General features: G+C 72.1%; 12 protein-coding genes. 7 read left to right on the forward strand and 5 right to left on the reverse strand.

Annotated features, from left to right (window positions below):
• The first annotated feature begins 90 nt into the window (after positions 1-90).
• Entirely contained in the window at positions 91-4,083 is a 3,993-nt protein-coding gene (locus ACGFIE_RS25340; protein WP_393298844.1) for an amino acid adenylation domain-containing protein, read from the forward strand.
• Here ACGFIE_RS25340 and ACGFIE_RS25345 read toward each other — a convergent pair.
• Positions 4,050-4,730: a spermidine synthase gene (locus ACGFIE_RS25345; protein WP_393298847.1), complete on the reverse strand. Its 681-nt coding sequence runs from the start codon at positions 4,728-4,730 to the stop codon at positions 4,050-4,052. The two genes, ACGFIE_RS25340 and ACGFIE_RS25345, sit on opposite strands and share 34 nt — an antisense overlap.
• Positions 4,727-6,061 (reverse strand): helix-turn-helix domain-containing protein, encoded by a 1,335-nt coding sequence (locus tag ACGFIE_RS25350; RefSeq protein ID WP_393298850.1) that lies wholly within the window; start codon positions 6,059-6,061, stop codon positions 4,727-4,729. Before ACGFIE_RS25350 ends, ACGFIE_RS25345 begins: the two co-directional genes overlap by 4 nt.
• A 529-nt stretch (positions 6,062-6,590) precedes the next feature.
• Here ACGFIE_RS25350 and ACGFIE_RS25355 point away from each other — a divergent pair.
• Positions 6,591-7,124, forward strand: coding sequence for a DUF2087 domain-containing protein (locus ACGFIE_RS25355; RefSeq protein WP_393298853.1), 534 nt, complete (start codon positions 6,591-6,593; stop codon positions 7,122-7,124).
• Positions 7,125-7,420: 296 nt separating this feature from the next.
• On the opposite strand, the gene ACGFIE_RS25360 is transcribed toward ACGFIE_RS25355, so the two are convergent.
• The gene (locus ACGFIE_RS25360; protein WP_393298856.1) at positions 7,421-8,257 is read right to left on the reverse strand and encodes a hypothetical protein; all 837 of its coding nucleotides are present in this window, start codon (positions 8,255-8,257) and stop codon (positions 7,421-7,423) included.
• A gap of 74 nt (positions 8,258-8,331) precedes the next feature.
• A complete protein-coding gene (locus ACGFIE_RS25365) occupies positions 8,332-8,667 on the reverse strand; it encodes a PadR family transcriptional regulator (RefSeq protein WP_393298859.1) in 336 nt (111 codons plus the stop codon).
• Between the two features lie 251 nt (positions 8,668-8,918).
• On the opposite strand from ACGFIE_RS25365, the gene ACGFIE_RS25370 reads away from it, so the two are divergent.
• The 5 genes from ACGFIE_RS25370 (at position 8,919) to ACGFIE_RS25390 (ending at position 22,094) form a co-directional block, all read left to right on the forward strand.
• Positions 8,919-9,488 carry a TetR/AcrR family transcriptional regulator gene (locus tag ACGFIE_RS25370; RefSeq protein ID WP_393298862.1) on the forward strand — a complete coding sequence of 190 codons (570 nt, stop codon included), beginning with the start codon at positions 8,919-8,921 and terminating at the stop codon, positions 9,486-9,488.
• 84 nt (positions 9,489-9,572) lie between these two features.
• On the forward strand, positions 9,573-10,748 hold the full coding sequence (locus ACGFIE_RS25375) for a GDSL-type esterase/lipase family protein (protein ID WP_393298865.1): 1,176 nt from the start codon (positions 9,573-9,575) through the stop codon (positions 10,746-10,748).
• A gap of 439 nt (positions 10,749-11,187) precedes the next feature.
• Positions 11,188-14,376 carry a hypothetical protein gene (locus tag ACGFIE_RS25380; protein WP_393298867.1) on the forward strand — a complete coding sequence of 1,063 codons (3,189 nt, stop codon included), beginning with the start codon at positions 11,188-11,190 and terminating at the stop codon, positions 14,374-14,376.
• A gap of 3 nt (positions 14,377-14,379) precedes the next feature.
• A complete protein-coding gene (locus ACGFIE_RS25385; RefSeq protein ID WP_393298870.1) occupies positions 14,380-18,234 on the forward strand; it encodes a hypothetical protein in 3,855 nt (1,284 codons plus the stop codon).
• Positions 18,235-18,239: 5 nt separating this feature from the next.
• Positions 18,240-22,094, forward strand: a complete 3,855-nt coding sequence (locus tag ACGFIE_RS25390; protein ID WP_393298873.1) for a hypothetical protein — start codon at positions 18,240-18,242, stop codon at positions 22,092-22,094.
• Here ACGFIE_RS25390 and ACGFIE_RS25395 read toward each other — a convergent pair.
• Complete coding sequence (locus ACGFIE_RS25395; RefSeq protein ID WP_393298876.1) at positions 22,057-24,759, reverse strand: AAA family ATPase; 2,703 nt, start codon at positions 24,757-24,759, stop codon at positions 22,057-22,059. The genes ACGFIE_RS25390 and ACGFIE_RS25395 overlap by 38 nt on opposite strands.
• Positions 24,760-24,909: the final 150 nt, after the last annotated feature.

Raw genomic sequence — 24,909 nt, forward strand, 5'->3', positions numbered from 1 at the left:
GCATCGGACCGGCAGTCCACCGCGAAGGTGCCGGTGCGACTACCTGACGCAGTGCCGCACCGGGCCGGTCCGGGTTCCTACCGTGACGGCGTGAAGCTGGTTGCACTGTCGCCCGCTCAGCAACGGCTGTGGCTGCTCGACACCCTGGACGGACCGAGTCCTACCTACACCATGCCGGTAGCGCTGCGCCTGACCGGTGCCCTGGACGTCCCTGCGCTGGCATCGGCCGTGACCGACCTCGTGGCGTGCCACGAAAGCCTGCGTACCGTCTTCCGGGAGCAGGATGGCACCGGCTACCAGCAGGTGCTGGACGTGACCGACGCGGGGGTCGCCCTCACCGTTCAGCGGTGCGCCGCAGGCGACGTCGCGGCGCTCGTCGAAGAACTGGCCGACCACGCGTTCGACCTAGCCGCCGGGGTGCCGTTCCTGGCCCGGCTGCTCGTCGTGTCCCCGGCCGACCACGTGCTGGTACTCCTGATGCACCACGTCATCTGCGACGGGCTGTCCCTGCGTCCGCTGCTCGGCGACCTCGCCGAGGCGTACCGCGCGCGGGCGGCCGGCACCGCACCAAACCTTCCCGACCCGCCCATCCGGTACACCGACTTCGCGCTGTGGCAGCGGGACCTGCTCGGCGCCGAGGACGACCCCACCAGCCTGCTCAATCGGCAGCTCGCCTTCTGGGCCGACACGCTGGCCGGCACCCCCGAGGAGCTGGAGCTGCCAACCGACCGACCGCGCCCGGCGGTCGCCAGCAATCGGGGCTCCCGCCTCCACTTCCGGCTTCCGGCGAGCGTCGTCGCCGGCCTGCGGGAGACCGCGCGGGCAGCCGGCGCCACGCTGTTCATGGCGCTGGACGCGGCCGTCGCCGCCCTGCTGTCCCGGCTGGGCGCGGGTCCGGACATCCCACTCGGCACGGCCACCGCCGGACGCACGGAGGACGGCCTCGACGATATCGTGGGATTCTTCGTCAACACCGTCGTGATCCGCAACGACCTGTCCGGCGACCCCACCTTCCACGAGTTGCTGCGGCGCGTCCGGGTTGCCAGCCTTCGCGCCTTCGACCACCAGGACGTGCCGTTCGACCGGGTGGTGGAGCATGTCAACCCCCCGCGCAGCCGGTCGCGCAACCCGCTCTACCAGGTCACCGTCGAGCTGCACGGCGCCGAAGCCGATCAGCTGCCGTTCCCCGGGCTCTCCTGCCAGCCGTACGACTTCCCCGTCTCGACGGCGAAGAGCGATCTGAGCTGGGACTTCACCGAGGCGGACGGCGGCACGGCGCTCGCCGTCGAACTGAGCTACGCCGAGGATCTCTTCGACCGGGCGACCGCCGCAGACCTGGCGGCCTGGTTCGCCCGGTTCGTTGAGGGCCTGGTCGCTGCCCCCGGGCTGCCGGTCAGCACCGTACCCCTGGTCGACGAGCGGGAATGGCGCCGGCTGCTCGACGTCGAGGCGCGACCGGCGCACGCCGACGTGACCGTCGGCGTCGTCGAACGGGTGCAGCGGCGGGCGCACCGGCATCCGGACGCGATCGCCGTCGTCGACGGGACCGGGAGCACCACCTACGGCGTCCTCGTCGGTCGGGCGAGCCGGACGGCCCGTCGCCTGGCCGCCCTCCGGCTGCGCCGTGGCGAGGTCGTCCCCGTCCTGCTCGAGCGGGGCGCCGCAGTGGTGGTCGCCTTCCTCGGCATCAACACCGCCGGCTGCGCCTATCTGCCCCTGGACACGGAGGCCCCGGCAGCGCGCACCACAGGGCTGCTGGACGACCTCGGCGCCCGATGCCTGGTGACCGACCCCGCTCACGCCGAGCAGGCGCGCCGCCTGGTCGGGCAGTGCGGGCAGGCGATCGAGGTGCTGGTGCTCGACGAGGAAGCCGACGAGCTCAACGATCTACTGACCGACCGGTGCGGCCCCGAGGACGCCGCCTACGTGATCTTTACCTCGGGCTCGACGGGACGGCCCAAGGGCGCGGTCGTCAAGCGCCGCGGCATGGTCAACAATCTGCTGTGCGAAGTCGAGGCGATGAGCATCACCGGTCCGGAGTTGATCGCGCTCACCGCACCGCTGACCTTCGACATCTCCGTCTGGCAGATGTTCGTCGCCCTGATCTTCGGTGGGGCCGTCCGCGCGGTGCCGACCCCGGTCACCCGCGACCCGCGGGCGCTGTTCGACCTGGTGGCGGCCGAGGGCGTCACGGTCCTACAGGTCGTACCGAGCCTGCTGCAGGCCGCGCTGGACGACTGGGACGCCGTCGGCAGCGGGGTCGACGGCCTGCGGCTGCGCGTGCTGGCCGTCACCGGCGAGGCGCTACCGGCGGTGTCCTGCCGCCGGTGGCTCGCCCGGCACCCATCCGTCCCCCTGGTCAACTGCTACGGGCCCACGGAGTGCTCCGACGACGTCACCCACGCGGTGATCACCGCCGACACCCTGCCGGTCACCTCCCGCACGCCGATCGGCCGCCCGGTCCGGGGCAGCCGCCTCTACGTGCTCGACGAGCGGCTCCTGCCGGTACCCGACACGATCGCCGGTGAGCTCTACGTCGGTGGCCTGGTCGTGGGCGGGGGCTACCTCCGCGACCCCGCCCGCACCGCCGCGACCTTCGTCGCCGACCCCTACGCGCACGAGTCCGGCGCCCGCATGTACCGCACCGGCGACATCGTCCGGCGCCGCCGGGACGGGCAGTTCGAGTTCCTCGGCCGCCGCGACCACCAGGTGAAGATCCGCGGCCAGCGGATCGAACTCGGCGAGATCGAGCACACGATGCGTGGCCTCGACGGTGTCCGCGACGTGGTCGTCACGGCCGTTACGGAGCCCACCGGCACCCTGCGCCTGGTTGGATACTTCACCGGCGACTCGTCTCCCGAGAAGCTCCGCGAGGCGCTCGTCGCCCGCCTGGCCCCGGCCATGGTGCCCAGCGCCTTCGTGCGGATGGCCGCCTTCCCGCTGACGCCGAACGGCAAGCTGGACCGCACGGCCCTGCCCGAGCCTCAGTTCGCCGCGCGCCCGACGACGCGACCGCCCCGCAACCAGGTCGAACGCGTGATCCGGGACGTCTTCCGCGAGGTGCTCGGCGTCGCGCACGTGGGCGTTGAGGACCGCTTCTTCGACCTCGGTGGACACTCCCTACTGGCGCTGCGGGTCGTTCGTCGCATCGAGGAACGACTGCACAGGGAATTGCGCGTGGGCGCGCTGTTCGACCACCCCTCGGTCGCGGAGCTGGCCGCGCACGTCGAAGCCACCCGTCACGAGCGGACGTCGGCGCGGGACGAGGGACTCCGCATGCTGCTGCCCTTGCGAGCAACTGGGGACCGGCCACCCTTGTTCTGCGTGCACCCAGCCGCGGGGACCGGCTGGATGTACGCCGGCCTGCTCCCGCATCTCGACCCCAACCAACCGCTGTACGCCCTACAGGCACGCGGCCTCACCACCTCGGAACAACCCACCATGGACCTGTCCGCCATGGTGGCGGAGTACCTCGCCCAGATCCGCGCGGTACAGCCGGGCGGCCCCTATCACCTGGCAGGCTGGTCGTTCGGTGGCGTGGTCGCCCACGCGATGGCCGCCGCGCTGGCCGTCGACGGCGCGGAGGTGTCGTTTCTCGCCGTCTTCGACGGCTACCCGTTCCAGCCGGGGGAGGCCCCGCCGCCGACGGACGCGGACGCCCCCGACAGCCTGGCCGCGCTGTTGGTCTCGGTCGGTTTCGCCCCGGAGCGCCTGCCAGCCGGGGGCGTCACCCGTGCGGAGTACGAGCGACTCGCCCGCGGCGCGGACAGTCCCCTCGCGGCGCTGGGGGAGCGGGGCATCGCCGCGCTGCCGTCGGTGTTCGCCGCGAACGCCCTCGCGCGCCGGCGCGTCGACGTCGGCATGCACCGTGGCGACCTGCTGCTGTTCGTGGCCGGTTCGGACCCCGATGATCCTGACCCGGCGCGATGGTCCGCCGCTGTCACCGACGCCGTCGAGGTGCACGTCGTCGCGTGCCGTCACGGCGACATGATGCGCGCGGCAGCGCTGACGCACATCGGGCCGGTGCTGGCCGAGCGGCTCCGGCGGGCTCAGGCCGCCGTGTCGGCGGCCCGGACGACGTAGACCACGTCCGGCGTGCGGGTGCCCGTCGGCGTCTCCAGGATCTCCACGTCGCCGAAGCGGTCGCGGAGTCGCTCTTCGAAGACGTGGTCCCGGCTCGCACTCCAGACCGCTAAAACGCCACCCGGACGTAACCGGCGGGCCACCAGATCCAGCCCTCGGTTGGCGTACAGCTCCGCGTTGGCCTCGAAGACCAGCCAGTTTGGCCCGTTGTCGGTGTCCAGGCAGATGGCGTCGTACTGGTCGCCGGCAGCAGCCAGCCAGGCGAGGATGTCTGCCTCGATGATCCGTACCCGGGGGTCGGAGAGTGCCGCACCGGTGAGGTGCGGCAGATGGTTGGCGTGCCAGCCGATCACGGTGGGCTCGATCTCGACGACCTCGATGGCGGTGAGGTGGGCGTGCTCCACGGCCCGCACCAGCGAGAAGCCGACACCCAGACCGCCGATGAGTAGTCGGGGTTCCGTCGCCTTGCACCTGCTCACGGCGGCGTCGACGAGGAGACGCTCCGAACGGCCGTCGGACGTGTCCATGAGGAAGACGCCGTTGCTGATGACCTCGTAGCGACCGTCGGACTCGCGCAGCACCAGCTCACCCCGGCTGGTCGTCACCCGGTCCAGGGTGACCGGTGGTTTGTGCCGGACGCCGCTCATGCCGCAGCCCCGGAGCAGTCGTCCAGCGGGCCGGCCAGGTGCTGACGCACCACGCTGAGTACCTCGAACCGCACGTCACGTACGCCTTCGCGTCTGACCGCCCGCACCAGCCCGGTGCGCAGGAGAAGATGCACGGTACGGGCAACCTCGTGCTTGCCGATCCCCGTGCGCACTGTGAACTGCTCCAGTGTCCACGGCCGGGGCAGGCCGGCGGCGAGGTCGAGGAGTTGCCGCTGAAGCGGGGACAGCGCCGCGGTCGCGCTGCGCACCGCGTCATATACCCAGTCCGAGGCGGAGGGACCCGTCGGCGGCCTGCTCAGCAGCAGCGGCTGGTCTGCGGCGACCCGCGCCAGGTCCTCGGCCGACGACAGGAAGAACCAGGAGGCGGCGGCCTCGATGGCGCGGGGCAGGCCGTCCAGACGTTCGCAGATGTCGGCCAACGCCTCGACCTCCTCCGCCGCCGGGCGGTAGGTCGGGTCGAGGCGCGCGATCCTCGTCCGCAGCAGGGCGACCGCGACGCCGCCGTCGGCGGACGGATCCCGGTCGGCGGTGAGCGGGCGGAGCGGGAAGTCGAGACTCGCGTCCGTAGGGCTCGGTCGGCGCGACGTGACGATCACCCGGGCGTTGGGGCAGCGTGCCAGGATGCGCTGGAGCACGTCGTCGGTGAACTGGTTGGCGTCGTCACCGTCGATCACCAACACCACCGGACGGTCGCGGATCAGTGTGCAGAGACTGTCACACACGCCGTCGTCCACATTGCTCGCGCCGTCGATCCAGGACGTCGGTGCCGGCTTGCCGGCACTGGAGTCGTTGAGGGAGAGCCATAGCGACGGCACCCGGTGTTCCGTGGCGAACGTGTCGGCCACGCAGCGGGCTAGCCGGGTCTTCCCGACACCGCCGAAGCCGGTGATCCGAACCATCGTCTGCGGCGCGGCGGTCAGATGGGCCAGCAGGCCGGCGATCTCCTGGTCCCGGCCGATCACCATCTCGGTGGGGGGGAGGTGCTTGATCATGCCGTCGGCGAAGGTCTTGTCGTCGGCGTCGTGCCCGGCGGCGAGGAACAGTGCGGCGCGGTCCTGCCCGCTCAGCCGCATCGCGTCTGCCAGCAGGCAGACGGTCTGTCGGCGGGGATTCGGAGAGCGTCCGAGCTCCAGGTTTCGAATGGCGCGGATACTCACCGCCGACAGACCGGCGAGCTCGCCCTGGGTCAGTCGAAGCCGTTCCCGGTGATGGCGCAGCAATTGCCCAAAACGCGATGGACGTTCGTCAAGATGTCGCACGGTAGTAAAATTGCGCACGAAAAAGTTCCCCCGTTGAACTAAATTCACCACGCGCGGCCGGGCCCAAACGACTCCTTAGCCAACGCATCACCACTATAGGCACAGATCATTGGGCCGGACCAGACCCGCACAGTAGTGCCCGGTTCGACCGCAAGGACCTAGATGCCGGTTATGAACCTCGGGCCCTGGGAGAGCGGGTTCGGTGGCTGTGCAAGGTGGTGCCGCGTGAAGTTCGGCGCGGCGCGGCGGCACACGTCCGTCGGTGGGTCCGGGATGGGGTAGCCCTGCGTAACCCGCTGCGGCGACCGGGCCGGCCGGAACCCCGCCGCCCCGACATGGGCGGCCGCCCGAGGGACGTCAATATCCTCTGTGACACCGCGTGCCCGCGAAAATCGCCGGGCACTTTTGGGCTGTGGCGGAACGTAGAATGGCGATTGCTCTTGGTCTTGTCGGTAATGAGGACGGCAATACATTTCTACGGCCGCATCGTGGGCCGTCGTTGTTCACCGTTTCCTCGGTCATCCGCCGCTCATCGTCGAGCCGCGAGGAGACCTCGTCGGATCCAGGCTAAAGTCTGCCCATGACTCCAGACTCGACCGTCCGGCTGATCGCCGACCCGCGCCGAATGCGCGTCCTCGCGGCGGTGGCCCTCGGCGCTCGATCGCTCGCTGACGTGGCGCGTGCCGCGGAGATGCCCCACCGGGACGTGGTCGCAGCCGTGCGACGTCTGCAGGAGGGTGGTCTCCTCGACGGCGACGCCGACGGGTTGCGCCCGGCGTACGAGAGGCTGCGTCAGCTTGCTACGGTGCCCCGCAATTCCGAGCAGTCGGATCCGGGTGTCCGGGCGACCCTACGCCCCTTCATCCAGGACGGCCGACTGGTCTCGATGCCGGCTCAACAGTCGCGGCGCCGTGCATTGCTCGAACACGTGGCCGAAACAAGCTTCCCGGCCGGCGCGGCATTTGACGAGCGCGAGGTCGACGACAAGCTCAAGGCATGGTGCAACGGGTCCGCGGTCGACCACGTCAGCGTCCGGCGCTACCTGATCGAGGCCAAATTGCTCGTCCGCGCGAACGGTAGCTACGCGCGCGACGCCGAATCCCTGCCCCGGTAGAACCCGCCGAGCGGGCGCGGACACGATGGTCGGAGAGGCCCTGCCATCGTCGTCATTCGTTGACCGGAAACGTCGGCCGCATCGACATTCCGGCTCAATCTCGACCTACCGTGGAGCGGGACCTGCCGCTGTGGGAGTACCAGGCCCGCCAGACGCGGACCTGGTACTCGTCGAGACCAGCTTCGTTCTTTGCCTGCTGGACAGATTCCTCCGTCGCCCAACGAGCCCCGGCGATCTGGGACGAGCAATCGTGCGCGGCCGGCCAGCCACGAGAGGTGGCCGAGAAGCTTGCGTATCTACATGCGGGCTTGGCGGCGGCCTGCGATCGTGGCGGTCGCAAGCGTGATCACCGTGATCGCGGCGAGGATGAGGATCGCGCTGAGGGAGACCTCCAGAGGCCACCCCGCTCGTGTGGAGCAGAGTAGGTAGGTGGCTTGGGCCAGGGCTGGTGCCAGGAGAAGCGCCGAGGCGACGATGGGTATCCGGGCATCGACCGGTGCGGCGACGACGGCCACTGCGGCGAGCGCGCACATGGACAACAGAGGTGCGTCCCACCAGCCGTTGATCGGGCTCGGCGCCAGCACCAGGGCTGCTACCCCGAGGGCGGGCCACATCCACGGTCGGGTCACGGGCGTTCGGGGTGCGCGGATCAGTAGCAGCAACGCCAGCGAAGCCAGCAGCGCCGGCCAGAACTGGGGAACCATCAGGTCTTGAAGGGCGTAGACCGACGAGAACCAGAACCACGGGTCCCAGCCATTCGCCACCCCATGTTGCACGGCCACGGTCACGATCGCCGCAACGCTCGCCAGCCGGTAACCACCCCGAGCCGCGGCGAAGAGCGCGATCGTCAACAGCGCCGGAATGACCATGAACCACCATGACTGCGGGTTGTACGGGCCTTCCGACAGCGTCGTCACCAGGAATGACACCGGACCGCCGCCCCAGAACGTCAAGGCGTACACAAGCAGGGACAGCGCGGACAGCCGCAGCGCGGAGTATCCCAGCGCCGTTCGCGAGCCGATCTGGTCGATGCCGGTACGGGCTCGCAGCCCTCCGACCACGAGCGCCGCCGCTTCTCGAAGGTCCAGCCGCTGCCGCTCGTCCTCAGCCGTGGCGAGCAGGGTTTCCAGCATCTCATCGGCTCGATACTGCCGGTAGGCACGGGGGTAGGCCCGCAGTAGCCATCGGTAACGGCGCTCCATCTCAGTCATGCCGGCATCCCCCAAGCCGCCGCAGGCGTCGAGCCGATGGAACGATTACGAACGACGCTCGCCGCCGCAGCCATCCGTTCCGCTTCCGCACGCAGCGCGGACATACCTCGCTGGGTCAGCGCATAGGTGCGGCGGGCACGGCCGTTGACCACCGATTCCTCGGCCACCCGCACCATTTCTTCACCGGTCAGCCGGTCCAGAGCGGCGTAGAGGGTGCCCGTCGTGAGGCGTACCCGCCCGTCGGACAGCTCCTGCGCCCGCTTGACGATCGCGTAGCCGTGCAGGGGCTCGTCCTGCAACGCGGCCAGGATGAAGTAGGTAGGTTCGCGCATCGACGCGAAGGATCGAGTCATGCCGTCGACATAAGCAGATGATCGACCTATAGTCAAGATCGCGGCGGGTCAGCCTGTGACTGCGCCGCTGCCTGGTGAGGTGGCGCAGGGCGTTCGGTTCGCCAGAGACACGGCGCCAGGAGCGCGCCTTCCGGATCTCTCGTTCGGTCCGTTGCTCCCGAGTTGCGGGCGAGTTTGCCTATAGCTATTAGGCAGGAGCATAATAGGCGTAGGCAGTTAGGAGGACGGTGATGGAGAGACTTCCGCTGACGCCGGAGCGTCTGACCCGAGCGGGGGCGGAGCTGGCCGACGAGGTCGGCTTCGACGACGTCACCGTCTCGGCGCTCGCCCGACGGTTCGACGTCAAGGTCCCGAGCTTGTACTCGCATCTGAAGAACTCGCAGGACCTCAGGACCCGCATCGCGCTGTTCGCGCTGGAGGAACTCGCCGATCGCGTCGCCGACGCCGTCGCTGGCCGTGCCGGCAGGGACGCCCTGGCCGCGTTCGCTGACGCCTACCGCGAGTACGCCACGGAGCACCCGGGCCGGTATGCCGCCGCCCGGCTCCGGCTCGCTCCGGAAACGGCGGCCGCCAGCGCTGGCCGCCGGCACGCCCAGATGGCCCGGGCGATCCTGCGGGGCTACGACGTGGACGAGCCGGACGCGACGCATGCGGTCCGGATGCTGGGCAGCGTCTTCCACGGCTACGTCAGTTTGGAGCTGGCCGGTGGTTTCGAACACAGCGCCCCCGCCGCGCAGGAATCCTGGGACTGGATCGTGGATTCGCTCGACGCGCTGTTACGCAACCGCAGCACTACCTGACCCGGACAACGGCCGCACCGCCGCAGGCGGTTCGCTGCGCGCCGCGCCGATGAACACCGAGATTCGGTCGAAAGGCTTGAGGCAATGACCACCGAACGCCAATGGATCACCCCGGTCACCGCGGACCTCCTGCGCGGCTTTGTCGACCTGGAGGCGACCGGGCGCGGTCTGCTGCCGCACCGGCTGACCACCCGGGCACGCCGGCAGATCCCCGACGACCAACTGGCCGTTGCCGAGGCCCAGCCCTCCGGTGTGCGGCTGACGTTCCGTACCCGGGCCACCACGATCGAACTGGACACGCTGCCCACCAAGCGGGTCTACCAAGGCTTCCCGCCCCCGGCCGACGGTGTCTACGACCTGCTGGTCGACGGCCGCCTGGCCGCGCAGGCCTCGGTGCCCGGGGGCAACGTCCGGACCGTCACCGACATGTTCACCCAAACCTCGGTGCTGACCGAGGGGCCGGCCGGCACCGCCCGCTTCGCGGATCTGCCCGCGGGGGAGAAGGACATCGAGATCTGGCTTCCGCATACGGAGATCACCGAGCTGATCGCGCTGCGCACCGACGCGCCCGTTGAACAGGCCCCGCCCAGCGGGCGCAGGACGTGGCTGCACCACGGCAGTTCCATCAGTCACGGCTCGAACGCCGCTCATCCCAGCGCCACCTGGCCGGCCCTGGCCGCAGCGCAGGGCGGTGTGGAGTTGGTCAACATGGGGTTCGGCGGGAGCGCGCTGCTCGACCCGTTCACCGCCCGCGCGATGCGCGACATCCCGGCGGACCTGATCAGCGTCAAGATCGGCATCAACATCGTCAACAGCGATGTGATGCGTCTGCGCGCCTTCGCTCCCGCGGTCCACGGTTTCCTCGACACTGTCCGCGAGGGGCATCCGACCACGCCTCTGCTGGTCGTGTCCGCCGTCCTGTGCCCGGTCCAGGAGGACACGCCAGGTCCCCTCGCGCCAGACTTCGAGGGCGGGACCCTGCGGTTCAGGGCCACGGGCGATCCGGCCGAGCGCAGCGCCGGGCGGCTGACGCTCACCGTCATCCGTGACGAACTCGCCCGGATCGTCGAACAGCGCACGGCCGACGACCCGAACCTGCACTACCTCGACGGACGGCAGCTGTACGGCGAGGCGGACTACGCCGAACTCCCGCTACCCGACGAGCTCCACCCCGACCCGGCTGGACACCGCCGCATCGCGGAGAACTTCGCGCGGCTCGCGCTCGGCGACGGTGGCCCCTTCGCCACCAAGACCGGCTGACCAGATGGGGTGCGCCGAGCAGCGACGACCACACGCCGGTGCTGCTCCGCGCAGTCCGTGCCGCGTCGTCCCGCGCTCTCGCCGACGTCCGGGCTCAGGCTGGCGACGTACATCAGAGCCTTGACGTTGGGGGCGCCATCCGCAGCCTCGGTCATCACCGATCCGCCGGCCCGTGCGGCCGGCGGACGTCTCGGGTGTCATCGTGCCCGGGGTAGCGCGGCAGGAGCCATCCGGCCGCCGGTCGGATGGCCATCGGTCAAGCGGACTGCGCCTGATCACAGCGCGCCCGTGTGAAACGCGTAAGCATTGTCTGTCCCACCATCGCGGCGCGGGAGCGCCTGTACGGGGATAGCGAGACTCGCAACGTAGGTAGCGGTCCGACGAGATATGGGCAGCGGCTACCGATGTCGTCGCGGGCGGCGGAGGCAAGGGTGGGCGCATGGCCTTTTCGCCGTCGTTCGCCCTCACCCGGGCCGAGGACCAGCTCGTGTTGCAGGTGTCGGTAAGCAACCTGCAGCCGCAACTGCGCCCCGGCCCACCCACCGGTTACGACCTCAAGCTGGTTGCCGGCGCTGCCCAGGGGCACCTGTGGGTGCGGTTCCCCCCGCAGCAACTCCTGGAGAACGCCGCCCGGGGCGCCAGCCCGCGGCTGGTGCAGACCAAGCCGATCTTCACGCCACCCAGCGACGTGGTGCTCGTGGTGCGCCCGTCGGACGGCCCGATCGACCTGTCCGTCGCCGGCATCCTGGCCGCGATCTCCCGACTGGAGATCGTCCCCGGTGAACAGGGCGGCGCGGTCGACCCGCTCGACGCCCGGCCACCCCGGCCGGCCACCTCGGCGTACCACCTGGTCGCGGCCACGATGGCCGCGCAGGCCGGCCGGCCTGCGGACCCGGCCGCGGCGGAGGACCGGCGCCAGGACCGCGCGGCCCGCCGGGCCGCCGTCAGCCCACCACGATCCAGCGGTACGTCCAGCGCCCGCGCCGCCGACGCCTCGTTGGTGGCCGCCCCGCCGCCGGGCTTCCCGCAGGCCTCGCAGTTCCGCCTGCCCTACCTGCTCAACCTCCAGTCGCCCGGTGGCCACGTCCGTCTGCGGCACGCCGCCGCGGCCCGCGTGAACGCCGGCCGCACCGCCCTGTGGAGCACCCGGCTGGAGGTCACCTCGGTGGACTCCTCGGCCAGCGCCGAGGTGCCGCTGCCGGCGCGTTTCACCCACACCCCGCAGAGCGGTGCGCCACAGCCGGGGTGGGCCGACGACGTGAACGACGCGCGGCTCAAGAACACCCTCCGGGCCGACCTGTGCGTCGAGATCTCCGAGCAGTCGCGCACCGTCGCGCCGGCCACCGTGCAGCGGCTCGCGTTGAGCAGCCTCGGCGGCTGGCTGCGCGTGCGTGGTGACTGGCCCGACCCGCCGCCGGGCTCCACGCCGGAGCAGATCGCCGCCACTGTCGCGCAGTGGCGTCACGACACGTCGATGGGCCGCGACCAGGCCCAACGGATCGTCGTGGTGGGCCAGCTCTACCCGTTCGGCCATCGGGCGATCTTCACCGAGGAGACGGTTCGGCGCTTCGAGAGCGGCAGTACCCGGGTGGCCGCGCTGCGCACCGCGGCGACCGTCCTGGTCACCGATCCGCAGATGCCGTTCGAGTCGCCCGCCACGTCGGTTGTCGAAATGGGCGGCGATGCCCATCGACGCTGGCCGTTCACCCGCGTCGATGTCGTCACCACGGTGACCCCGCCGATGGAGGCTGTCCAGCCGCCCGGTGGGATGACCGGCTCACGGGTGCTGCAGCTGGACGCCGTCACCCCGTTCGCCCATCAGTTGATCGGCTACGACCACGAGGGCAGCCCGGTGCCGTTCGCGCTGCCGCTGCTCTTCGTGCCCGACACCGCCTCCGACGCGCAGGCCCGGGCGTTGTGGGACACCCTCGGCGGCGGAGCGCAGGCGGTCGAGAACGTCTTCCGGACCATCCAGGCCGGTGGGCAGCCGATGGCGGTCGCCCCGGTGCCGGAGCCCGCGTCGACGGCGACCCGGTCGGCGGCCGACCCGGAGGTGCCCGCCCCGGAGCAGGCCACGACGGTGCTCACCCGCACGGTCGACCTCGCGCTGGATGCCGCCACCGGGCTGCCGGTCGCCCAACGGATCGTCGGGCGCGTCGCCGCGCTGGACCGGTACGCGCCGGGGGCGAAGGAGGCGGTGCTGCAGTACGCCGCGCCGTACACCCAGGCGCTCTTCGACGGGGCGAACGCCCAGGGGCAGGTCTTCCTGAAGCTGATCGGCGAATCGCCGGCGGTCGGCCTGGCGCAGGAAGCCACCGGAGGGCTGGCCGCCCTCACCCTGAACACCTCGGCGATCTCCCGGCAGTTCGGGGCGCTGGCGGGTGCGAACCTGACCACCCTGGCCGCCGGAGCGATGGACCTGTCGTTCCTCAAGGACGCCGACAAGCTCTTGGGTCTGGCCACGATCAAGGAGTTGCTGCCCACCGACGAGGGCATCGTCCGGGAACTGGGCAAGGCCTACAAGATGGTCAGCGACCTGGTCGACGGCGTCGCCTCGCAGGTGATGACCTGGGACACCAAGCTCTTCGGCGACAAGCCGCAGGCCCGTTTCCACAAGGGCTTCGTGGTGTTGCGGCCGCTGCGGGAGAAACCCGGTGACGCCAACAGGGCCAACCTGAGGATCACCCAGACCACCGAGGTGGACACCGCCCGGCTGGAGACCCGGTCCACAAGCGAGTGCCTGGTCGAGCAGGTGGAGTTGCAGATCCACTCCACCACCACGCCGGCCTTCGACACCGTGCCGCTGCTCAGTGTGCCGATCAGGAGCATCCGGTTCACCAGCAGGGACGCCGGCAAGCCCGACGTCGACATCAAGCTGGGCGCGCTGCGCTACGGCCAGGTGCTCGCCTTCATCGCCACCCTGGCCGAGGTGATCGACCAGGAGGGCTTCTCCGACCCGCCGGCGCTGACCGTGACCCCGACCGGGGTGCGCTCCGGCTTCAGCTTCCCGGTGCCGTCGCTGGCGATAGGCGTCTTCGCGCTGGAGAACATCGCCATCTCTGCCGGCGCCGAACTGAACTTCACCGGCGACCCGTACCCGCTCTCCTTCGATCTTGCCTTCTCCACCCCGGACAACCCGTTCCGGCTGACCATCGCCGCGCTCGGCGGGGGTGGGCACCTCGCCATCGGCGTGGCCACCACCGGTCTGGTCAAGCTGGTCGGTGCCCTGGAGTTCGGCGCCTCGCTCTCGGTCGACCTGTTCGTGGCGCGCGGGTCGGTGGAGGCGATGGGCGGTGTGCACTTCGACATCGACGCCAGCTTGGACATCGCCCGGATCGGCGGTTACTTCCGCATCCGCGGAGAGGTCGAGGTCCTGAGCATCATCAGCGTCTCGATCACCCTGACGCTCACCCTCGACTACGACCTCGACTCCAACGAGCTGTACGGCTATGCCGAGATCGCCGTGGAGATCAAGGTGCTGTTCTTCAGCGAATCGGTGGTGGTGCCGATGGAGCGCCGCTTCGCCGGCCCCAACGCCGATCCGACCTTCGCCCAGCTGATGGCGCCGACCGGGCGGCCCGGTCCGCGCCCGTGGGACACCTACTGCGCCGCGTTCGCACAGGAGTAGACGATGACGTACAGCGTGCTCTGGACCGTTCTGCCGGCCGGCTTCGCCGACGGCAGGGCGCAGCTCAGCCTGGTCGCCGCCCCGCGCGGCCAGGGCATCACCACGATCGGCGGTACGCCGCTGGCGAACTGGCCGGCGGTGGTCAACGCCCTCGGGCCAATCTTCCTGGCCGACACCGGTGGCGGCGAGCCGCAGCCGCTGACCCGGCGCAGCGAACCGGCGTCGTCGCCGCTGTGGACGGCGCTCTTCGGCCCGGCCACCAGGGTGCTCACCAAGGCCGGCGGGCGTCGTGCGTTGGGAGCCGCCCGACCGGGGCCGGCCTTCGCGGCCACCGCGACGGCTCTGGAGCAGATGTACGCCAGCGTCAACGGCACCAGCGCCACCGGCTCGCTGGGCGCCGACCACGTCGTCCGACGGGCGATCGCCGCACTGGCCACCGTGGACAGTGATCCCCGGGTGGCGCGGGCGATGGGCCGGGAGGCCGGCGCCGCCCTGCTCGCCCCGGCGGCGACGTCGAACGCGACGCTGGCCACCGCGATCCAGCGGCTGCGCGAGGAGGGCCACGAGGACCTGGCGATGGCGCTGCCGATCGCCGCCTACGCCCGGTGGCTACGCCGCGCGGGCGGCCCCCGCCGGGCACCCGGGCCGGGCGGGCGGGCCGCCGGTGGGCCGCTGACCGGGGTCAACTCGGTCACCCAGGCCGACTTCCACCAGGTCTGCACCCTGCTGATGGCGCACCCCGCGCTCTCCGTACCGCTGGGTCTCCGCGTCGATCTCGAGATGGCGCCGTTCGACGGCGCGCGCACCGTCCGGGTGGTGGACGCGGCCGGTCAGCCGCTGAACGGCCCGGTGCCCCGCTCCCAGCCGTTCAGCGCGGTGGTCAGCGACCCGTCCGCGCGCCGGTTCACCATGGCCACCGAGCCGGACGCCCGCGCCGAGATCGTCGGCGGGGTGCTCAACCTGCGTAACCCGGCTGCCACCTACGTGCTGACAAGTGTGGATGTGGCCAGCCTGAGCGGTCAACTGGCGGCGGCGTCGACCGCGTCGGCGCGTTCCGGTGAGCCGCTGCCGGCCCGGCTGCCGGTGCGCCGCGACGTCGGTCTGACCCTCGGCCAGCAGGCCCGTGCCGAGGCGGTGGTCAGCCACGCCACCAGCCGCACCGACGCGATCGCCTCGGCCGGCGCGCAGGCCCCGGCGGTGCTGTTCGCCGACGACGTGACCACCGGCTACCGGGTGGACGTGGCCACCGACGGCGGGCCGTTCCGGTCGCTGATGCGCCGCCGGGTGCGCTACACGGTGGGTGCGGTGACCATCGACGCCGACGACGAGGGCCGCACCGAGGCGGTGGTCGCCGCACAGCAGGATGACGAGTTCGGCGTCGCCCGGCTCGTCGTCGGCGAGGAGATCGCCGGGTGGGACGGCTGGGGCCTGTCGGTCGGCAAACCGGGGCCGAAGGTCGGCGGCGACGGCCGCGGCAGCCCTGAGGTGGAGGAGATCGGCAGCGTCCTCGCGCCCGGCTATCCGCTGCGCGCGGACGTCACCACCGCGCCGGGCACGCTACCGCGGCTGCGCTACGGACGCAGTTACCAGCTCCGTGCCCGGGCGGTGGACATCGCCGGCACCGCGATCGACCCGGACGTCTGCGATCCCACCCAGGTGCTGCCCGCGGTGCGCTACCTCCGCCACGAGGCGGCCGGCTCGCCCACCCTGGTGCCGACCAGGCGCTTCACCGAGGGCGAGTCGCTGCTGCGGCTGGTGGTGCGCAGCGACGGCCAGGGCACCCCACTGGGCACCTGCGAGCGGCACGTCGCCGCACCGGACAGCCCGCAGATGCTGGCCGAACGGCACGCCATGTTCGACGCGGCCTTCGGGCCGCAGGCCACCCCGGCGGACCGCGAGCGGATGTTCGCCGTCGCCCGTCGGGAGGAGGGCTCGTTCCTCGACCCGATGGTGCCCGGCCCGAGCGGTGCGATGGTGCCCCAACCGGGCCTACAGCTGGTCACCAGCGACCCGACCAGGCAGGTCAAGGGCACCCTGCCGGTGCCGCGCGGTCGGGCACTGCCCAACGGCGCCTACGTGGTGATCGACGCGCCGGCCGCCCTGCTGCCCTACCTGCCGGACCCGGCCGTCGCGGGCGTGGCCCTCGGCGGCGTGCCGGGTGCGTCGCCAGTGGTGAGCACGGGGTACGGCGGCAGCTGGCCGGATCTGCCGCCGGCGAAGCTGGTGGTCCGCCCGACGGCGGCCGGTCCCAGCCTGGTGCAGGTCTCGGTGAAGAAGTCCGGTGGCCGATCGGTGCTCATCGTCGAGGTTCCTCCCGGCGTGGAGCAGACCTTCGAGCTGTCCAGCACGCTGCACCCCGACCGTCTGGACCACCTCGCCGTCGGCGCCGCCGACCCGCAGGACGTCCTGGACGGTCAGGTGCTGGGCCTGTCCTCGCGGCAGCCGGTCACCGTGGTGCACGCGGTGCAGAAGCCGCTGGTGGCGCCGGCCCTGCTCGGGTCGCCCACGGTCACCGCGACCGGCCTGACCGGGCAGGTCACCGTCACCGCGCAGGTGCAGGCGCACCGGCCGACCACCGGCCGGGTGCACCTGGCGGCGTCCTGGCTCGAAGCGGTGGACGCCGGCACCGGCAGCGTCGAGCCGCAGTCGCGCACCGCCACGCTCGCCCCCACCGACCTGGAACGCACCGGTGGACCGGCGGCGCTGACCGCGTCGCAGTTCTTCGGCGACACCCGGCACCGGGCGGTCACCTACCGACCGGTCGGGTCCACCCGGTTCCGGGAGTACTTCCCTCCCGTGCCGGACGGTGATCAGAGTCAACTGCGCGAGGGCACCCCGATGCTGGTGCACGTGCCCAACCGGGCCGTGCCGCCACCACCGGACGTGCACTCGGTGGTGCCGTCGTTCCGCATCACCAGGGGCACGGAGTTCGGCGAGTGGACCAGCACCCGGGAGACGATGGGTGTGCGGGTGTGGCTCAACCGCCGCTGGAACCGCACCGGCGAGGGCGAAATGCTCGGCGTGGTGCTCTTCGCCAACCCGACCGACGGTGACGCCGAGGAGGGCCGGCCGCTGTCCGGCCTGGTCACCCGCTGGGGCAGCGACCCGATCGAGGAGATCGGCCTCGGCGACCAGCAGCACCTCGTCGCCGACGACTTCGACACACCGGGTCAGGTCACGAGCACCGTCACGCTGCTGGACCCGGCCGCGGGCGGCCGGCAGGTCACCGTCGTCGGGCACCCGGTGCACTTCGACGCCGAGCGGGACCTGTGGTTCGCCGACATCGACGTGGACGTCGATCTCGCGGTGTGGCCGTTCCTGCGGCTGGGACTGGTGCGCTTCCAGCCGCACTCACTGCCCGGCCGCGCGGTTTCCCGAGTGGTCACCACCGACCTGGTCCAGCTGCCCCCGCACCGGCAGATCAGGGTGAAGAAGTTCGGAACCACCGGGGTGCGGGTCAACGTCTTCGGCAAGCCCGCCGCCAGCGAGTTCACCATGCGTCACGAGCGCCGGATGCCGGACCCCTTCCTGGCCAGTTCCGACATCGGCTCGGACGTCGGTGTCCGGGCGCAGGAGGGCGCCACCGGCACGCCCGGTGACGGCTGGCGGGTCACGACCCTGCCCGCTCCGGCCGGTGGCATCGCCGCGATGCGCCTGGAGTGGGTGGCCGCCGAGGGGCCACCGGATCAGCTCATGCGCGAGCTGCGCGCCGGCCGGGTCGTGGTGCAGGAGCGCCAGCGCGGCTGGGCGGTCACCGGTCCGGGCGAGGCCCTCCGGACGGTCTACACCGAGGTCTTCGACCGCGCGGTGATCGATCCCAACCTGCCGGCCACCACCGCCGCGACCGAGGAGAGCTGAACACAGTGGACGTCTTCGGACTGCACATCCGCGACGAGATCCGCATCGATCAGGCGTTCGTCGACGCTCTGCCGCCCTCGCCCGCCAGCGGTGGCCGAGCGCTGGTCCTCATCGGCCGCCGGGTGGTGCTGCTCGGCGCGGTGATCCGCGGCTTCCGCGACGTCTTCGTCGTCGGTGACGAGGTGGTCGGCGAAGGCCCGGCCGGTAAGCCCTCGCTGGCGATGGAGGTGCCCGGCACCGCGGCGCAGGGCGAGGAGGGTCTCGCCGGCCGCCAGTTGGTGATCCATGCCCGCAGGCTGACGGGCGTCTCCGCCACCAGCACCGGGCAGCAGGGCGGCACGGGTGCGACAGGCGACCCGGGCCCACCGGTAAACGACCCGGGCGTCGCGCGGACCACCGCGCTGCCGCTACCGCCACCGCCCCCGCCGCCGACCAGCGGAAATCCTGGTCTGCGAGGTGGTCCGGGCGGCCCCGGCGGAGCCGGAGGTCCGGTGCACGTCCACTTCGTCGAGGCCTCCGGCACCAACACCTTCACCGGAGTCGGCGGCCCGGGCGGCGCGGGCGGCGACGGCGGACCAGGTGGGCCCGGCATTCCGAACGAACCGGAGAACCAGGGACCGCAGGGGCCGCCGGGAAAGCCGGGCTGCGAGGGCGGCGCCCGCGCCGCCGAGGTGCTGGCCCGCACCCCCGAGCAGTACGACGAGGAGCTACGCCCACAGCTCTCCGGGCGCGGTGGCGACCGCTGGGCCGAACAGCGCGGCAGACAGGCGTGGTACGAGTTCCGCTCCGGCAACCTGATCGAGGCCGAACGGGAGTACGCGGCCGCCGAGCACCTTCGCCCGGGCAGCATGGCACCACAGCTGCGTGCCCTCATGGCCGATCACCGCACCGAGATCGGCGTGGAGCGCGACCTGGAGCTGGACCTGGTGCCGGCTGTCGACTTCTACGCCGGGCAGTGGCGCGCGGCGGCGGACACTTTGCGGGCGGCGCTGTTCGCGCCCGGCGACGGCGCGTTGCTGCTCGCCGGCGACCAGCAACGGCTCCAGCGGGCCCGGGAGGCGGTCCGCACCCAGTTGACCGCGCTGCTGGGCGACCAGGGGCCGCTGGAGGAGACCATCGGGGACAGCGCCCGGCGCCGACGCGCAGCCGCCGAGCAGGCCCAACAGGACTCCGGGCAGCTGATCGGTCAAAGTGTGCTGCGCATCCAGGAACGGCTCGGCGACCTGACCGTCGCCGAGGCGCTGATCTCGTACGGATCCGGCGCTGTCTCCGGGGCCGACCTGGTCACCACGATCGCCCAGGTGCTCGGCGCACCCGACCCCACCCAGCCGCAGGGCGCCGTGGGGCTGCTGTTGCCGGCGGACACCACCCTGCTTGTCGACGCCGCCACCGCGGCCGGCGGCCCCTACCTCGCCGGGCGGCCCCCCACCATCCAGCTGGCCGCCGAAGGTGTGGGCCTGGCCGCGCACGGTCAGTGGGCCCAGCTCGGCACCCCCGGCTCCGGGCGGGTCGTGCACCTGCGCCGGGTCGCCGCCGACCTGCGCGCCGCCCAGGGTGACGAACCCCTGCGGAACCTGCTGATCGAGATGACCGAGGCCTGCCACAGCTGGCGGCTGGCGACACTGCGGCTGCGGCAGATCGCCGGCACGACGGCTGCCGTCGCCGACCTCAAACGGCGCGCCCGCGAGGCGATCCGGGACCTGGACTCGGTGGACACCGACGACCGGCCGGCCAAGTCGCCGGTGTCCCGACTGCTGCGCGGCCTGCTCTGCCTCTTCGACGCCCTGGACCACTGGAGCCAGCGGGCCCAGCGGGCGTTGAAGCTCTCCATCCTGGACCGTGGCAACCCCGGCAGCATCTCGGGACAGACCGCGGCGCTGGCCTACCCGGCCCTGGATCTGGACCTGGACGAGAAGCTCACGCCCGACTTCCCGGTGGGCGGCTACGACCTGATGATGAACGCCATCTTCACCCGGGACCCGGTGGCCGAGCGCGACAGGCACCGGGCCAAGGGGCGGTCACTCGTGGTCCAGGACGGCACCCAGGTGATCCACAACGCGTTCTCCGTCAACACGCACACCGCGGCGATCAACCGGTTCGTCAACGCGAAGTCGCTGTGGTTCGACCTGCCGTTGGCCAAGCTGCCGCCCGGGCTGGCCGAGTTGAAGGTGGTCGGGGTGACCGTCAACCTGCGGGGGATGGCCGGCAACGACAACAGCCTGCCGATGACGATCACGCATGCCGGCTTCTCCCAACAGCGCGACCTCGATCTCGGCGTACACGACCTGACCGGTCCACCGGCCACCCAGGAGCTGGTGCTGCGCTTCGAACCGGCCACCCAGGTGTGGACCGGCGACACCGCCGCCGTCACCGGTCAGGAGCACCTGTTCAGCCTGTACGGGCGTGGCCTCACCGGCGGCTGGACGCTGGCCTACGACTCGGTGACCGTTCCGTTCAGCGGCCTGCAGCAGGTCGACGTCAACATCCAGTACGAGGCGTTGGAGCCCCTCGACTCGGTGTCGCTCAAACGGGTGGAACATGCCCGCACCGGGCTCTTCGTCGGGGCCCGGGCCACCGGCCGGGTGCTGCTCACCGGCCCGGCGCCGGCCGGCGGCAAGCGGGTCACCCTGCACAGCAGCCGGCCCGATCTGATCAAGGTCCCGGGGGGAGTCGACGTCGTCGCGGGAGCCTCCACGGCTGAGTTCGCGATCGACGTGCTGGCGCCCACCGGTCCGCAGCCGATCGACATCTCGGCCAGCCTGGCCGGCGTCCGGCGGGAGGCGATCGTGCACGTACCGCCACCGGTGCCGGAAGCGCCGCTGGTGACGACGGTGTCGCTGGGTGGTCCGGGCGCGGTCGCGGCGGTGGCGGTGTCCCGCGACGGAGCCGGCGGGCGGGTCTTCGCCACACACTCACCTTCCGACCGGCCCGACGAGGACGGCACCCTGAGCAGTTGGGACCTGGCCCTGACCCAGGCGCGGACGGCCACCGTGGGGCACGGGCCGCGCGCGCTCACCGTGCAGCCGCAGGGCAACCACGGATTCGTGGTCAACGGTGGCCACCACGACTTCTCCGTGCAGCGCTTCGAGGTGGCCGCAGGTCTGCCGCAACCGGGGATCAGCAGGGCGATCGGGCTGGGCGTGGTCGACGTGGCGCTCGACGCGGCCGCCCAGCGGCTCTACGTGGTGCACCAGGGCGGCGCGCCGCCGGTGGGAGTCGACATGCATGTGCGGGTGCTCGCCCCGACCGACCTCAGCGACCTTGACGTGGTGGGTGACGCGGACGGCTTCGCCGGGATCATCGCCGCCGCGGTGGACAGCGCCGCGGCACGCGTCTACGTTGCCCGGACCTACCGCGCCGGCGTACCGCAGACGGCAGCCATCTCGGTGATCACCAGGCGCGCGGACGGCCGGCACGCGGTCACCGGCACGATCGACCTGCCGGACGTGCTGCTGCAGCCGGTCGACGTGGCTGTCGACGTACCGGCCGGATTGATCTTCGTGTCCTGTCTCGGCGGCAACACCACGCACCCCTCGGTCGTGGTGCTCGACCAGGGCGACTTCCCCACCGACGGCGGCACCCGGCCGGTGCCGGCCGGCGCGGTGCTGCCGGTGCCCGGCGGGGGGCGGGCGGTGGCCACCCGACCGGGGACCGGCATCGGCTACGTCGCGACCTCGGCCGGCCTGCTGATGGTGGACGGCCGCTCCCGGGCCCTGCGGGTGGCGGTCAAGCTGGGCGACGCGCCGTGCTCGGTGGCGGTCGACCCGGTCACCGGCGTGGCCTACGTCGGTGACTTCGTCGCCGGCACCCTGAGTCGAGTGCTCACGCCGGCCGATGTGGCGCCTCGGGCGTGGCGCTAGCCGGGCCGATGCCCCGAGCGCGGGCGGCCGCCGCGGCCTCCTGCCGGGTACGCACCCCCAGCTTGTCGAAGATCGCCGCGACGTGGTGGTCCACGGTACGTACCGACAGCACCAGGTCGGCGGCGATCTCCGCGTTGGTCCGGCCGGCGCTGAGCTGGCTGAGCACCAGCAGTTGCCGCTCGGTGAGGTGGGCCGGGTTGGCCCGGGTGCCGCGGCGCGCCCCACGCGGGACCCGGGCACCTCGATGACGCAGCCGGCCCCGGACCAGATCGGCCGCCGCCACCGCGCCGAGCCCGTCGAGCATCCGCAGACCCCCGGCCACCGTGTCTGCGTCCGGGGATTCGGCCAGCTCCAGAGCCTGCTCGTACGGGTCGCCATGGCTCGACCACAGCGCCGCCGCGGTGGCCCAGTCACCACTGACACCTGCCGCGTACGCCCGGGTCACCACCAGATCGGACGCCTGCGCGCCCGCGGCATCGGTCACTGGGCTGCTGACCGGGTCGACGACGACGCTCAGGCGGGCCAGGTACCGCACCGCCTCGGCCCGGAACGGCGCGGCACCCGGGTGCGCGAGGCGGGGCAGCAGCTCGGCGGCGACCTCCTCGGCGCGCTGACTGTCGTTGGTGAGCCAGGCCCACTCCAGGTAGGCGAGGCCGGCGTACGCCGTGCCCAGCAACAGCCGGCCGCGACGAGCCCTATCCCACGCCTGCGCCAGCAGCGGCGCGGCGGCCGGGTCACCCCGACGGGCGCGTAGTCGGGCGTACCAGGGGACGCTGTAGACGTACAGCATGTCCGGGTCAGTCTGGCGCTGCGCCAGCGCACGCAGCCCGGGCTCGGCGCGGTCCCAGCCGCCGCGACGCAGTTCGACCAGCAGCTGGTGCACCCGCAGGTTGTAGGCGTGCGACCAGAAGCCGTGCTCCTCAGCGAAGGCCAGCCCGGCGCGCACGCACCCGGCCGCCTCGACCAGGGCACCCATCCGGAAGAGCATCTCGCCGAGGTTGGTGTAGCCGCGCGCGACATACTCCAGCAAGCCGTCCTCGCGGGCCGTGTCCACGCTCTGCCGCAGCATGGCCAGCCCACCGGCGTCACCCACCTCGATCCGGGCGATGCCGAGATAGTTGAGGCACAGCGTGTCCAGGTCGGTGCGCCCGGCCCGCCCGGCCCGCTTGCGCGCCGACTCCAGGGCGGTGACCGCCCGCGCGAAGTCGGCGGTCAACGCCAGGATCGCGCCCTGATAGAGGAGCGCGTGCGCCGCCGCCGCGTCGTCGGCCCCCTTGTCGAGGATCCGCACGGCCTCGCCCGCGGTCCGCTCAGCGGCGTCGGTCTCGCCGGCCATGAACTGGTGCCGGGAGACGCGGATCAGGCAGCGCCCCCGGGCCGGCTCGTCGCCGAGCGCGGCGTACTCCCGGGCGGCCTGCTCGCCGGCCCGCACCGCCTCGTGGAACCGGTGCGCGTTGTAGAGCTCCCAGCCGTACTCGTCCAACAGCGCGGCGCTCTCCGCGCCACCCAGCCGGTCGCGGTGGGGCAGCACCGACTCGAGGAGCACCAGAGCCTCCCGGTGCGAGCCCGCTGCCGCCGCGGCTCGGGCCGCGCTCGGGCCGACCGCGACCACTGTCGCCGGATCGTCCCCGGCTACCGCGTGGTGCACCAGACGCCCCCGGTCCGGCGACGACTCGGCTCGCAACGCCGCCAGCACCCGGCGGTGCAGCAGCCGTCGACGCAGCTCAGGCAGGTCGGCCTCGATCGCCCGTCGGGCCAGCTCGTGTCGGAAGGCCAGGCCGTCCGACCGTACCTCGATCACCCCGTTCTGCTCCGCCTCGGCCAGCGCGGCCAGCGCCTGCGGCCCGAGCAGGATGGCGGCGAGGTCCACCCCGACCGCCCGCGGGACCACGCAGAGCTGCGCCAACGCCTCCTGACAGGCTGGTGCGAGGCGGCGGCACCGGGCGCGGACCGCGTCGCGCACCGCCCCCGAGGCGGCCGAGCCGTCGGACGCCAACGACTCACTGACGAAGAACGGGTTGCCGCCGGTCAGGGCGTGCAGCGCCGCGCCGTCGTGGCCGGTGCCGGCCGCCATCCGGGCCACCGCGGCCGCGGACAGCGGGGCCAGCGGGACTCGGACCACCGGGGCCGCGGTCAACGATCCCAACAGGCGGTGCACGGGGTGCGCATCGTCCACGTCGTCCCGCATGGACAACAGCAGGACGGCCGGCAGCGGCCCTATGCGCCGGGCGGTGTAGACCAACACGTCGATGGTCGCCTCATCCGCCCAGTGGATGTCCTCCACCACGAGGAGCGTCGCGGGGGCGCCGCGCAGCTCAGCCAGCATCGCGGGCAGCACAGCCACCAACGGGTACGCCCTGGCCGCGGCGCTCGGCGCGGTCGGTGGGTGCGGCTCGGCCAGGGCGGCCGCCAGAGGGCCCCCGTGATTCGCCACCGCCTCGCGCAACGGCGCCAGAGGAGCAGGGGCGATCAGATCGTCGCAGCCGCCGGAGAGTGTCCGCACCGCCGGATCGACCTCGGCGAGCAGTTGACGCACCACGCTCGTCTTGCCGATCCCCGCCTCACCGGTGAGCAGCGCCACCGACCCGGCGCCGCCCAGCGCGGCGTCGACGGCGGCCCGCAGCGTGGTCAGCGCAGACCGGCGCTCGAGGAGCTGCGTAGGCATTCTTCGATGGTGCCACCCGCGACGAGGGCGATTCTGGTTGAGACGGCTTGCTGACCAAGCTGCCCGAGGTACCCGAATCCGGTGCCCCCATTGTCGGTCCTACCAAAGCCGGACGCCTGGGGTCGCATCTCCAGTGCCGGCCGAGAAAGT

It is taken from the genome of Micromonospora sp. NPDC049275 (assembly GCF_043197115.1).
GTDB lineage: Bacteria > Actinomycetota > Actinomycetes > Mycobacteriales > Micromonosporaceae > Micromonospora.